At 62.5% G+C, this 13,028-nt stretch carries 7 protein-coding genes; 4 read left to right on the forward strand and 3 right to left on the reverse strand.

The features are described from left to right. Nucleotides 1-105 precede the first annotated feature (105 nt). Genes nagA through FHR23_RS06735 form a run of 3 tightly spaced genes read right to left on the reverse strand, consistent with a single transcriptional unit; the run spans nucleotide 106 to nucleotide 3,063 of the window. Nucleotides 106-1,269 (reverse strand): N-acetylglucosamine-6-phosphate deacetylase, encoded by a 1,164-nt coding sequence (gene nagA / locus FHR23_RS06725; RefSeq protein WP_184002075.1) that lies wholly within the window; start codon nucleotides 1,267-1,269, stop codon nucleotides 106-108. Next, nucleotides 1,269-2,312 carry an SIS domain-containing protein gene (locus FHR23_RS06730; protein WP_343043033.1) on the reverse strand — a complete coding sequence of 348 codons (1,044 nt, stop codon included), beginning with the start codon at nucleotides 2,310-2,312 and terminating at the stop codon, nucleotides 1,269-1,271. The genes nagA and FHR23_RS06730 overlap by 1 nt, the downstream gene beginning before the upstream one ends. 16 nt (nucleotides 2,313-2,328) lie before the next feature. After that, entirely contained in the window at nucleotides 2,329-3,063 is a 735-nt protein-coding gene (locus tag FHR23_RS06735; RefSeq protein WP_184002076.1) for a GntR family transcriptional regulator, read from the reverse strand. Nucleotides 3,064-3,299: 236 nt separating this feature from the next. Here FHR23_RS06735 and FHR23_RS06740 point away from each other — a divergent pair, with 236 nt between their 5' ends. The 4 genes from FHR23_RS06740 (at nucleotide 3,300) to nagE (ending at nucleotide 12,656) form a co-directional block, all read left to right on the forward strand. Beyond that, complete coding sequence (locus FHR23_RS06740) at nucleotides 3,300-6,056, forward strand: TonB-dependent receptor (protein WP_246359696.1); 2,757 nt, start codon at nucleotides 3,300-3,302, stop codon at nucleotides 6,054-6,056. A gap of 164 nt (nucleotides 6,057-6,220) precedes the next feature. Further along, nucleotides 6,221-8,461, forward strand: a complete 2,241-nt coding sequence (locus tag FHR23_RS06745; protein WP_184002077.1) for a family 20 glycosylhydrolase — start codon at nucleotides 6,221-6,223, stop codon at nucleotides 8,459-8,461. Then, complete coding sequence (ptsP, locus tag FHR23_RS06750) at nucleotides 8,458-10,947, forward strand: phosphoenolpyruvate--protein phosphotransferase (RefSeq protein ID WP_184002078.1); 2,490 nt, start codon at nucleotides 8,458-8,460, stop codon at nucleotides 10,945-10,947. Before FHR23_RS06745 ends, ptsP begins: the two co-directional genes overlap by 4 nt. Then, a complete protein-coding gene (gene nagE / locus FHR23_RS06755) occupies nucleotides 10,944-12,656 on the forward strand; it encodes an N-acetylglucosamine-specific PTS transporter subunit IIBC (RefSeq protein WP_184002079.1) in 1,713 nt (570 codons plus the stop codon). The genes ptsP and nagE overlap by 4 nt, the downstream gene beginning before the upstream one ends. The last annotated feature ends 372 nt before the right edge of the window (nucleotides 12,657-13,028 follow it).

Here is a 13,028-nt window from a genome sequence, read left to right on the forward strand (position 1 = left end):
GCTTTGGAGTCGGCATCCGAGAATCGAACCCGCGTACATTTTTGATAATGCAATGGAGGAGTTGGCTGCCAGACGCCCCCTATCGCGCGAAAATATCCTATGCCATCAGCCCGGAATCGCAGTGCTATCGGCATCGATGCCGGTCGGCACGCCACCGATCCAGCTCTCGCTGACCGTGAAATCGTCCGTAACGGCAATCAGGTCTGCGCGGTGGCCGATGGCAATCGATCCCGTTTCTCCCGCCAGGCCAAGAAATTCGGCCGGGACCGCCGAAGCCATCGTAACCGCCTGATCAAGGGCGATGCCGGTCTGATCGACCAGGTTGGCGACCGCCCGTGCCATGGTGAGCGTGGAGCCTGCCAATACCCCGTCCCCATCCTTCAGCATGTCGCCGTCGCGGTGAATGCGCCGTCCCTGAAGCAGGAAATCGGCCTGATCGGATCCCACGCTGGGCATCGCATCGGTTACCAGCATCAGCCGCCGGGGGCCTTTTGCGCGCAAGGCGACCCGCAAGGATGCGGGGTGGACATGATGGCCATCCACGATAATCCCCGCATATACCTGATCGCTTTCAAGCGCGGCGCCGACCATTCCAGGTGCCCGGTTGACGAGTTGCGACATCGCGTTGAACAGGTGCGTCACGCCGGTAACTCCGGCACGAAACGCTTCCTGCACGACCTCGTAAGCGGCATTGGAATGTCCCGCCGACACGATCACCCCCGCTGCGACCAGACGCTCGATTTGCGTCGGCGTCGCATTGTCCGGTGCCAGCGTAACGAGGGTACGGCCATGTTTCGCAGAGGTCAGCAGGTCGACGAACCGGTCTTCAAGGGCGCGTATCTTTGACTCCAGATGAATACCGTGCCGCTCCTTGCTGAGGAACGGTCCCTCGATATGAATGCCGAGGATACCGGGCACCCCTGCCTCTATCGCTGCATCGACCGCACGGATGCCCCGTTCGACCACGTCCAGATCGTCGCTGATCAGCGTCGGCAGGATATTGGTGGTGCCGAAACGCCGATGCGCGGCCGCGATCGCAGCGATGGTGTCGACGGACGGATCGTCGTTGAACAGCCTGCCGCCCCCGCCATTGACCTGAACGTCCAGAAATCCGGGCAATAGCTTCTTGCCCGCAAGGTCAACGATCCGGGCACCTGCAGGTGCCGTAGCGGCAATATCGCAAATCCTGCCATTGTCGAGCACGACGCACACATCGTCCCGAAATCCGGCAGGCAACATGATTTGCCCGTTCACGAACGCGATGGTCATCAGACGGTCTCTGTCACTTTGGCCAGATGGGGGGGATGATCGGGATCATGTCCGCGCGCCACCGCGAGCGCATTCGCCATGCGATAAAAACTCAGGATGGCCGCAACCGGTGCGATCAGCGGATCGGTATCGATGGTCGGCAGGGATATGCCGGTGTCGCCGGGCACGCCCGCCCGCATCAGTTCGGCCCCGCGACCTGCAAATTCCCTTGCCAGTTCGGCGACGCTGTCCAGCGTCGCATCCTGTTGCCCGAACAGCAGCACGGGAAAACCATTGCCCACCAGCGACATTGGGCCATGGCGGATTTCCGCGGCACTGAATGCTTCGGCGTGAAAGCCGCAGGTTTCCTTGATCTTGAGCGCCGCTTCCTGCGCGATGCCAAACCCGTGTCCCCGGCCGACCACATACAGGTCATGCGCGTTTTTCAGGGCGGGAACGGCAGCCGCCCAGTCCAGATTCCAGGCCCGGTCGAGCAGGTCGGGCAGGGAATCAAGCGCCGCCGCAAGCTTCTGGTCATCCGCCCATGCCGCAATGAAATCGAGGATCGCGGACAAGGTCGCAATGAAGCTTTTCGTGGCGGCGACGCTTCGCTCCGGTCCGGCCGCCAGCGGCAGACACGTATCCGCCTGCGCTGCGAGCGGGGACGTTTCATCATTCACCAGCGCAACGATCCTGGCACCCCGATCGCGAGCCTTTTCCACGGCAGTCAGCAAATCGGGGCTGCGGCCCGACTGCGATATCGCCAGCACCAGAACGTCGCGCATATCCGGCGCGGTTTCATAGACAGAGGCGACCGACGGCGCCGCCGAACCGGTCAGCACCCCCAGCCGCCGTTCGACCAGATAGCGGGCGAAAGTAGCGGCATTGTCGGAACTGCCGCGTCCCAAGGTGACAAGGGCACGAGGCGGCGTATCGCGCAACTGCCCGCCAAGTGCCGTAAGCGTTGCCGCGTTGGTCGTCCGCTGTCGACGCACGACATCTCCCGACTCCGCCGCTTCCCGGAACATCAACGTGCGTTCTGGCGACGCGATGGTGTTCAACACAAATTCTCCTGATGCATCATTGGGGGGCGACGCTGAGTTCGGCAACGAAATCATAGGCATCGCCGCGATAATAGGATTTGGTGAATTCCACCGTGCGCCCGTCGGCAGCAAAGCCGCGACGTTCGATCTCCAGTCCCGGCATTCCCGCCGGAATACCCAGCAGATCGGTTTGTTCCGGCGTGAACAGGGTCGCCCGGAAACGCTGCAGCACCCGCATCGGCCGTGCGTCCCCCAGCGCATCGTACAGCGACTCATCCACTGCATTCAGGGATGCCAGCGCCTGCGCCGGTACGGTCGCATATTCCAGCGCCATGGATTGACCGTCGGCATAGCGGATGCGGGTGAAGCGATAGACCGGGCTGCCCGGCCCCAGCCCCAGCGCCATCGCCTCTTCCGGCGTGACCGTTCCTTCGGAGCGCGCCAGCCATTCGCTGTGCGGCTGGCGCCCGCGCGACAGCATATCCTCCGTAAACGACGAAATCGTCGCAAAATTCTTCTCGACGCGTGAGGCGACAAACGTTCCGGCACCCCGGCGGCGCATCAGCAATCTGGCGTCGACCAGCCCGTCGAGCGCCTTTCGAACCGTAACGCGAGAGATGTTGTAAGCCTCGGCAAGGTCACGTTCGGGGGGCAGCGCTTCGTCGGGCGCCAGAACCTGCCGCTCGATGGCGGATCGCAAGACTCGCTGTAGCTGCATGTAAAGCGGCGCACCGCCCTCTTCTTCCAGCTTTCCAATACGATCGACGAACATAGAAACCCCCTGTGCGCCCCATTGTCATAGAAGCAATGATAATGCCTTTACAATACCAAAAAGCAAAAAATGTATATTGGCATCATTTTTGGTATTGCATTATATCAAAAATTGACTGTTATTAGCATTCAGAATCACCAACTTTCGGTTCGAAGCCATAAATAAGGACGATCCAAAGCCTGTTGGTTATATTTTGGTCCTGTCCAAATACAGGGCTGCAAAAATGGGGGAAGACCATGTTCCAGACTCCGATCAACCTTCGTAAAACCGCCATTATCGGCACGGTCAGTGCCCTTGCCCTGGCGTCCTCCATGCCGGTTCATGCCCAGGACGTGAAGAGCAGTAATAGCAGCACGTCGCAAAAGAGCACGCCCTCCGGCCAAAGCAGCGACCAGACCTATGGCAGTACCGCGGATCAGTCGAAGGACATCGTTGTTACCGGCATTCGTGCCGCGCTGGAAACCGCGCTGGAGGCCAAACGCAACGCCAACGCGATCATTGATTCGGTGTCAGCCGAAGATGTCGGCAAATTCCCCAATACCAATGTCGCAGAGGCGCTGACTTTGGTTCCCGGCGTCACCGTCGATCGTCAGTTCGGCCAGGGGGAGAAGGTCTCCATCCTAGGCACTGACCCGGCGCTCAATCGCACGTTGCTCAACGGGCAGACGGTTGCTTCTGCGGACTGGTTCATTCTCGATTCGCCGGGGCGCACCTTCAACTACGCCCTGCTCGCGCCACAGCTGGTTGACCGGGTCGACGTTTACAAGTCGCCTGAAGCTAAAATCGACGAAGGTTCGATCGGCGGCACCGTCAACGTCATCACGCGTCGTCCGCTCGACATGAAGCCGTTTACCGTCGCCGGATCGCTGGGCTATCTGTATAATGACCGGTCGAAAAAAGGCGATATTGAGGGTTCTGCGCTGGTTGCATGGCATAACCCGTCCGATACGCTGGGCGTGCTGGTATCCTTCCAGCGCTGGAAGGACCGGCTGCGCCGCGACGGTCTGGAAAGCTACGGTACGATTCCGGCCGATTTCTGGAACGGTAACAACGATGGCGGGATCAGTTCGATCACGACCGGTAATTGTACCGGCGATTGTGCCACGACATTGCTCAACAATCCGGATGCAGTATTTCCCAATTCCTTCGGCACCAGCTATTTCGAGCAGGGCCGTGAGCGTAAAACTTATTCGGCGACGCTGCAGTGGAAGCCGGTCGACAAGCTGACGCTGACCGCCGACTGGCTGCGCGTCGACGCAAACTACGACAATTTCAACCAGTCTCAATATTCATTCGCCGGAAACACCTGGAACAGTGCAGGAGCGCTGACGGGGCTGACCGTCAAGGACGGCATCGTCGCCAGTGCCAGCTTCCATAACGCACTGTCGGTCTATGACGCGCAATATCGCGTGGCCGAAATGCATTCGCAGACCTTCCACGGCAAGGCGTTCTGGGACGATGATGACTGGTCATTGAGCGTTGAGGGCGGCACCTCCAACGCCGATGGCGGTACCAAGCATCAGGTGTTCCTCGAATTCCTCAACTGGTCCGACTATACCGTCGATATCAGCGGTGCGCCAAAGGTGCCGGGCACGATCAGCTATCCCACGGATGTTCTGGGTGATCCCAGCGCGTTCGCCACCGATCCGGGCTGGAGCGGCAATCTGGTCGACAAGCCAACCCAGGACAAGGAGCGTTATGCCCAGGGCGACCTGACGCTGAAATTCCACAGCTCGCTGAAAAGCATCCAGATCGGCTATAAATGGCGCCATCATGAAACAAGCGAGCAATATGCGGGCGTTACCATAGCCGGAGTCAGCGCGCCGACGTCGCTGTTCGATCCCAGTCAGGTCAATAGTAATTATCTGAGCGGTTTTGACGGACTGAACGATCAGATGACGGGTCGTTTCAAAATCAGTGGCGCATCGATGGTCGATTATGTCGAGGGCGGGTCGTGGCTGCCTGCGGGCACCGCCTTTCCCGTGCCGTCGAAATTCGCCGCAGCTGAATTCACCGCAGGTAACTGGGATGTCAGGGAAGACATCAATGCCGCCTATGTGCAGGCCAATTTCGAACAGGGTGCGCTGCGCGGTAATATCGGCGTGCGCTATGTCGATACGCACAGTGCGAGCGCGGGCTATGTCTGCAATCCCGGCGCACCGTGCAACAGCGAGGGCGACTGGAGCTGGCAGACCACCAAGAAGCACTATCAAAACGTTCTTCCCGCAGTGAACGTCGCCATCAATCTGGAACCGAACCTGATCTTCCGGTTCGCAGGATCGGAAGTCATTGCGCGCCCCAACTATGCCGACATGACCAGCTATTTCTGGCTTTCCGACCAGATTCTGACCGGTGGCGGCGGGAACCCCGAACTCAATCCCTATGAAGCGACCAATTACGATGCCTCGCTCGAATGGTATTTCTCCCCACGCTCGATTCTGTCGGCGGAACTGTTTTACAAGGATATCGGCAACTATATCCTCAACGAAACGCGGCCCGAGGATTACTATAACCAGTCTCAGGGAGAGGTAACGACCTATCAGATCAGTCGTCCCTATAATGCCGGGTCGGCGACCTCGCGCGGTTTCGCCGTCGCCTATCAGCAGGTGCTTCCCTTTGGGTTCGGGATCCTTGCAAACTATACCTATTCCGATGCCCATGGCCGCGACAACGCGCCGCTTCCTTATAATTCGAAGCATCAGGTCAGTGTCAGCCCGTATTTTGAGAGGGGGCCTGTGTCGGTCCGCGGAACCTATACCTGGCGGTCGAAATATTTCACCGGCATCGATCGTGGCGATAATCTGTTCGTTCGCGACAGCGCCAATGTCGATGTTTCAGCAACCTATAATTTCACCAAATATCTGGGCGTAACGCTGTCCGGTATGAATCTGACCGACAGCACCTATTATTCCTATGCCAATACGCCGCTGCTTCCGCGCGGTGTTTACAAGAGCGGGCGGAAGTTCATGGCAACGATCAACGTGAACTTCTGATCGAACGGGCGGTATCGCACCGTTAACGTGATGCCGCCCTTTTCGTCCGTCGACGGCAGGAGCAAACGCCCCGGCAATGCCAACGAAACCGCCCGCCGATTGACGACGATTGTTTGTTTCGCAGTATGACCCGGGTCAGCAATGTCAGTTTAAAAGGGGTTTCGATGCGCACGATCCTGGTCTTTGCCATGCTGTCCCTGGCCGCACCGGCAGCGGCACAGGCCGAAACGCCATTTCCTCTGCTGCCGATGCCCACATCCTTGCGTCCGCAGGCTGGCACGTTCGATACCCGCCATGCGGCAGTCATGGTCAAAGGCGATGGCGCCGGATCGGCTGCTGCCCGCCTGCGCGATCTGGTTGCGCGCACGGGTGGCCCGCGATTGCCCATGTCCGCCAAAGGCACAATTCGCTTCGTTCGCGACGCAGCGATTACCGGCAAGGAAGCCTATCGCCTGATCGTAACGCCGCGGGCGGTCACCATTTCCGCATCCTCCGATGCCGGTCTCTATTACGGCGCCGAAACCCTGTGGCAGATGATCGCCACCAGCAAGCAGGGGCGGATTCCAGCGGTTACGATCAACGACAAACCGGCCTTTGGCTGGCGCGGCCTGATGCTGGATTCGGCGCGCCATTTCCAGCCGGTATCCTATGTCGAAACGCTGATCGACCGGATGGCGATGGCCAAGCTCAACACGCTGCACTGGCATCTGACCGACGATCAGGGCTGGCGCATTCAGATCAAACGCTATCCCCGCCTCACCGCCATCGGCGGCTGTCGTCAGGATGCCGGAGCGGCCGGCTTCGACGCAACCGGCAAGCCCGTTCAAAGCTGCGGATATTATACGCAGCAACAGATACGCGCCGTGGTCGCCTATGCCCGCGCGCATCATGTCACCATCGTGCCGGAAATCGACATGCCCGGACACGCGACTGCGATGGTTGCCGCCTATCCGAAGCTGGCTTCGGTCCCCAACCCGCCCACAGCGCCGAGCAATCAATGGGGCGTCCTGCCCAATCTGCTGAACCCCGACCCGGCGACCTTCACCTTCGTCGAAAATGTGCTCGACGAGGTGATGGCGCTGTTCCCCGGCCGCTACATCCATATCGGCGGCGACGAGGCGGTGAAGAACCAGTGGAACGCCAATCCAGCGATTCAGGCGCAGATCCGGCAACTCGGCCTGAAGGACGCAAACGCCTTGCAGGGCTGGTTTACCGCAAAGCTGGGCACCTATCTGGAACGGCACGGACGGCGGCTGATCGGCTGGGACGAAATATTGGAGGGCAAGGTGCCCGCCGATGCCACGGTCATGTCGTGGCATGGGATCGACGGAGCGGTCACCGCAGCAAAAGCCGGACATGACGCGATTCTGGCGCCGTCGCCGATCTTCTATCTCGACCATATTCAAAGCGATTCGGGCAATGAACCGCCCGGACGCGGCGCGGTGATCGACTGGCGGCAATTCTATGGCTTCGATCCCGCCCCTGCCGCCCTCACGTCCGGGGAACGTCGCCATATTCTCGGCATCCAGGCCAATTTATGGACCGAGCATGTCCGCACCACCGCCTATGCCGACCGCATGTTGTGGCCGCGTGCGGCCATTCTTGCCGAACTGGCATGGTCGAACCCGAAAAAGGACTGGGCGGGCTTTTCCCGACGGCTGGTGGCGGCCATGCAGCGCTGGAACAGCATGGGCGCAGGCTATGACCGGACACCGCTGGAACCGGAAGCGGCATTCAGCGGCAGCGACGAAGCCATCACAGTTGCACTGCGCCAGCCCGCCGATATCGGCACGATCCGCTATACCACCGACGGCACCTCCCCTTCGCCGCAATCGCCCGCTTATGCCAAACCCCTGACGCTGACGCCCGGCACCGCCCTTGTCGCACAGGCCTTTGCCGGGAAAACGGGCCTTGGGTTGCCGGAACACTGGCTGATGGCCCCGGAACTGCTGCGCACCCGTACCGCAAGCGCGATGACGCTGTGCAGCCAGTCGATCCCGCTACGCCTCGAAGATGACGGGCCGACCGATGGCGTGCGCAAGGTACATTGGGTGGATATCATGCATCCCTGCTGGAAATGGTCCGGCGCGCCGCTGGACGGGGTGACGAAGATCAGCGCCGAAGTCGGGCGCCTGCCCTTCAACTTCGCGATCGGCAAGGACATCGACAAAATCAAATACGACAAACCGGCCACGCCCGCGGGGGAACTGGTGGTCCGTCGCGACAGCTGTGACGGCCCGGTCATCGTCAGCGTCCCGCTGGCACCGGCAACCGCCACGTCGGGCGACACCACCGTTTCCGCCACGATCCCCCATCAAAGCGGAGTCCACGACCTGTGCATGACCTTTACCCAGAACGGTCCCGATCCTTTCTGGGTGCTCGACCGACTGACGCTGGTCCGATGACGGTTCCCATCGCCAGTCCGCTTGCCGGTTGGGCGACGCCGCTCGACAAGGTGCCCGATCCCGTATTCAGTGACCGGATGCTGGGCGACGGCATCGCCATCGATCCGGTCGAGGGACAATTAACCGCTCCCGGCAACGGTGTGGTGACGAACATCCACCCCGCAGGCCATGCCGTCACCCTGACCCTTGACAGCGGCCCGGTACTGCTGATGCATATCGGTCTGGATACGGTCGGACTGGGCGGGGCGGGGTTCAGCCCGCTGGTGACGGAGGGACAGCGCGTCGCCGCCGGGGACACGCTCATACGCTTCGACCTCGATCAGCTTGCCCGCACCGCACGCAGTCTGATCACGCCCGTCATCGTCACCAATGGTGAAGCGTTCCGGATCGTCTCCCGCACCGGCGAAGGGGTGGTCGCACCCGGCGCACCATTGCTGACGCTGGAGGCCGTTGCCACCGGCGAACCGGCCAAATACCGCGCCACCACATCCGGTCCACAGATCGAACAGACGATAGCGCTGCCGCTTGCACAGGGTCTCCATGCCCGCCCGGCTGCGCGCATTGCGAAACTGGCGAGCGATTTCGATGCGGATATCGCACTATGTGCCGAGGGCGGCCATAGCGCCTCCGCCCGCTCTTCGGTGGCGATGCTGGGACTGGCGCTCACGCACGGCGCGTCCGTCTCCCTGCGTGCCACCGGCCCCGATGCCGGCGCTGCCGTCAACGCCATCGTTGCATTGATCGAAAGCGGCATGGGCGAGTTGCTGCCCGTCGGTACTGCCGTCGCCCAACCCCGCCCCGTACCTGCCCTGCCCGATACCCTCACCGGGGTGGTTGCCGCACCCGGCATGGCGATCGGCCCCGCCTTTCGCCTGAACACCGAAGCGATTGCCGTACCCGAAACCGGCGAAAATCCTGCTGGCGAAACCCGGAAGCTGGAGGCGGCGAAAGCGCAGGTTCGGGCTGCGCTGGAGACGGAAGCGGCAGGAGATGGTCCGCAGGCCGAAATCGCCGCCGCCCATGGCGCGCTGCTCGACGATCCGACGCTGGACGAAGCGGCCCGCTCCGTGATCGCCGCCGGGAAAAGCGCCGGGTTCGCATGGCGTCAGGCTATCGACCGCGCCGCCCGGCCGCTGCGCTCGACCGGCAATAAACGCTTTGCCGAACGGCTCGACGATCTCGCCGATCTCGAACACCGGGTACAGGTCGCGCTGCTGGGCGAAGCGGCCCAGCCGACACGACCGCCTGAGGGCGCTATTCTGGTCGCCGAAACGCTCTACCCTTCGCAATTGATGGCGCTGGCCGATGCCGGACTTTCCGGCATCGCCACGGCGCAGGGTGGCGCGACGTCGCATGTCGCGATCATCGCCGCCGGGCTGGGGCTGCCGCTCCTTGCCGCTCTCGGCCCCGCGCTTGGCCTGGTTGAAGACGGCACCGACCTGATCCTGACCGACGGCACGCTGCATATCGCACCGGGCAAGGTAGCGATCGACCGAGCCCGCGCCGCTTCGGCTGCCCGCGCTGCGCGGCGCCGGGCCGCCCGCGCCCGTGCTGACGAATCCGCCGTCACCACCGATGGCACGCGGATTGAAGTGGTGGCCAATCTCGGCTCTGTCGCGGATGCGCAGTCCGCAGTCAGCGAGGGCGCGGAAGGGTGCGGCCTGCTGCGCACCGAATTTCTGTTTCTCGACCGCGCGGCACCCCCCGATGAAGCCGAACAGCGCGCCACCTATCAGCAAATCGCCGATACGCTGGGCGAACGCCCCCTGATCGTCCGCACGCTCGACATCGGCGCCGACAAGCCTGCCCCCTGGCTGCCGATGGCCGACGAGGAAAATCCCGCGCTCGGTCTGCGCGGTATCCGTCTGCAACTCGCACGGCGCGACCTGCTGGAAACCCAGTTCCGGGCGCTGCTGGGGGTTGAGGCGCGCGGACGGCTGAGAATTATGCTGCCGATGGTCGCGGCCGCCGATGAACTGCGCGAGGCGCATGCGCTGCTGCACCGGCTGGCCGGGGAACGCGGCGTCAGCGCGCCCGAACTCGGCATTATGGTCGAAACCCCGGCGGCTGCGCTGACTGCCGAAACACTGGCGCGGGAGGCCGTTTTTTTCTCCATCGGAAGCAACGATCTCAGTCAATATGCGCTGGCGCGCGACCGCACCAACCCCGCCGTCGCTGCCGGGCTGGACGGGCTGCATCCGGCGGTGCTGCGGCTGATCGACGCCACGGTGCGGGGCGGCCGCGCCCATGACCGCTGGACCGGCGTGTGCGGCGGGCTGGCGGCGGTGCCGGAAGCGGTTCCGATCCTGATCGGTCTGGGCGTTACCGAATTGTCGGTGCCTGCCGCCGCAGTGGCGGAGATCAAGGCGCTGATCCGCACCCTCGACCTTAATTATTGTCGTACCCTTGCGGCGCGGGCGCTCACCGCCACCGACGCCGCCGCCGTCCGTGCCCTTGTTGAACCGCTTCTGGAGCAGGCCGCATGAAGCTCTCGCTGCAATCCTTTCAGCCGCTGGGCCGTGCGCTCATGCTGCCGATCGCGGTCCTGCCCATTGCGGGGCTGCTGCTGCGGCTGGGTCAGCCCGACCTGCTCGACATTCCCTTTGTGGCAGCGGCCGGAGCGGCGATTTTCGACAATCTGGGCCTGTTGTTCGCGCTCGGCATCGGTGTCGGGCTGGCAAAGGACAATAACGGCGCGGCCGGGCTGGCGGGGCTGGTCTGCTATCTCGTCGCCACCAAGGGTGGGGAAACGCTGCTCACCGTCCCGCCCTCCACCGTGACCGGCATGGCGAGCGATCTCGCCGCGCTCGCCGACGCCGCCTGGCGGACCAAGGCGATTGCCAAGCTGTCGGTACCGATCGGCATCCTTTCCGGCCTGATCGCCGGGGGGTGCTATAATCGCTATGCAACGATCAGGCTGCCCGACTATCTCGCCTTTTTCGGCGGGCGGCGCTTCGTGCCGATCCTGTCGGGCCTTGCGGGACTCGGCCTCGCGCTGGTGTTCGGCGGGCTGTACGGCGCGATCAATACCGGCATGAACACCCTGTCGACGCTGGTGATCGGGTCGGGCAATGTCGGCCTGTTCCTCTATGGCGTGCTCAACCGGCTGCTGATCGTGACCGGGCTGCACCATATCCTCAACAATGTCGCCTGGTTCATCGTCGGCGATTATCACGGCACCACCGGCGACCTGAACCGCTTTTTCGCGGGCGATCCCAGCGCGGGCGCCTTCATGTCGGGCTTTTTCCCGGTGATGATGTTCGGCCTGCCCGCCGCCTGCCTTGCCATGTATCGTTCCGCGCTGCCCGAACGGCGCAAGGCGGTCGGCGGCATGCTGCTTTCCATGGCGCTGACCGCATTCCTGACCGGCGTGACGGAACCGATCGAATTCAGCTTCATGTTCCTTGCGCCGGCGCTCTATGCACTGCACGCGGTGCTGACCGGCGTGGCGATGGTCGTGATGAACCTGCTGGGCGTAAAGCTGGGCTTCGGCTTTTCCGCGGGGTTCCTCGACTATGCGCTGAACTTTACCAAGGCGACCCGGCCCTTGCTGCTGCTGCCGGTCGGCATCGCCTATTTCGCCATCTATTACGGCACCTTCCGCTATGCCATCCTGCGTTTCGACCTCAAGACGCCGGGACGCGAAGCCGATCCGGTCGGGGAGGAAATCGCCGATGCCCCCGGCGAGCGCGGTCCCGCCTTCATCGCCGCGCTGGGCGGTGCCGGAAACCTTGCAAGCATCGACGCCTGCACGACGCGATTGCGGCTGGTCGTCCATGATCAGCAAAAGGTGAATGAGGCGCGGCTGAAGGCATTGGGGGCGGCGGGCATGATCCGTCCCTCGGCCCACGGGCTTCAGGTGGTGCTCGGCCCCATCGCCGATGCCGTGGCAATGGAAATGCGCAACGCCGCGGGGCCGCTTTCCGCCATCCGTTCCGAACCGGCAGAGGAAGCCAGCACCCCGCCGCCGACGGTTGACGCCTCGCCCTGGTTCGCCGCCCTTGGCGGGCGCGACAATATCGCGGAAATCGGATCGGCCTCCAGTCGCCTCTGGCTGCGACTGAACGACAATGAGCAGATCAACGAAGCAGCCCTGGAGCCTCTGGGCGTTCATATGATCGCCCGGCCCGGCAACACCGTTCACCTGATTGTCGAGGAAGCGGAACCCATCGCCGCAGCGCTTCAGGCGGTATAAACCCTCCGTTCCATCGCCGCCGCCAGCAGTCTCGGTGCGGTGCGATTGCAGAATGTCGCATGGGCCCGGACGCACGGGCAGGATTGGGCAACACTGTTCAAGCCGGCGTAGCAGATTGGCGATGTCGGATGAGGGGGAGATTTCCTGACCCTCCCGACGCGCGTTTACCCGGATATCCCTAGCCGGTACATATGGTTGTGACAGACAACTACGCAGGGCCGTGAAGAAACTTCCATTCTTCCCATTCTCAAGCGGCCGGTTGGGGGATAGGCTTGTCCTAGGCAGCGTGGACAAATTTGAGCCAGTATCGAGCGGTGGCGAGATGGACCATGCCGAGGAAGCTGTTGGCCAGCTGATCGTATCGGGTGGCGA

It is taken from the genome of Stakelama sediminis (assembly GCF_014199335.1).
In the GTDB taxonomy this organism is placed as follows: Bacteria; Pseudomonadota; Alphaproteobacteria; order Sphingomonadales; family Sphingomonadaceae; genus Sphingomonas; species Sphingomonas sediminis.

Coding starts and splice junctions, on each gene's coding strand:
- FHR23_RS06735 (WP_184002076.1), bottom strand. CDS start 3,063: ATGTTCGTCGATCGTATTGGAAAGCTGGAAGAAGAGGGCGGTGCGCCG.
- FHR23_RS06740 (WP_246359696.1), top strand. CDS start 3,300: ATGTTCCAGACTCCGATCAACCTTCGTAAAACCGCCATTATCGGCACG.
- FHR23_RS06745 (WP_184002077.1), top strand. CDS start 6,221: ATGCGCACGATCCTGGTCTTTGCCATGCTGTCCCTGGCCGCACCGGCA.
- nagE (WP_184002079.1), top strand. CDS start 10,944: ATGAAGCTCTCGCTGCAATCCTTTCAGCCGCTGGGCCGTGCGCTCATG.
- nagA (WP_184002075.1), bottom strand. CDS start 1,269: ATGACCATCGCGTTCGTGAACGGGCAAATCATGTTGCCTGCCGGATTT.
- ptsP (WP_184002078.1), top strand. CDS start 8,458: ATGACGGTTCCCATCGCCAGTCCGCTTGCCGGTTGGGCGACGCCGCTC.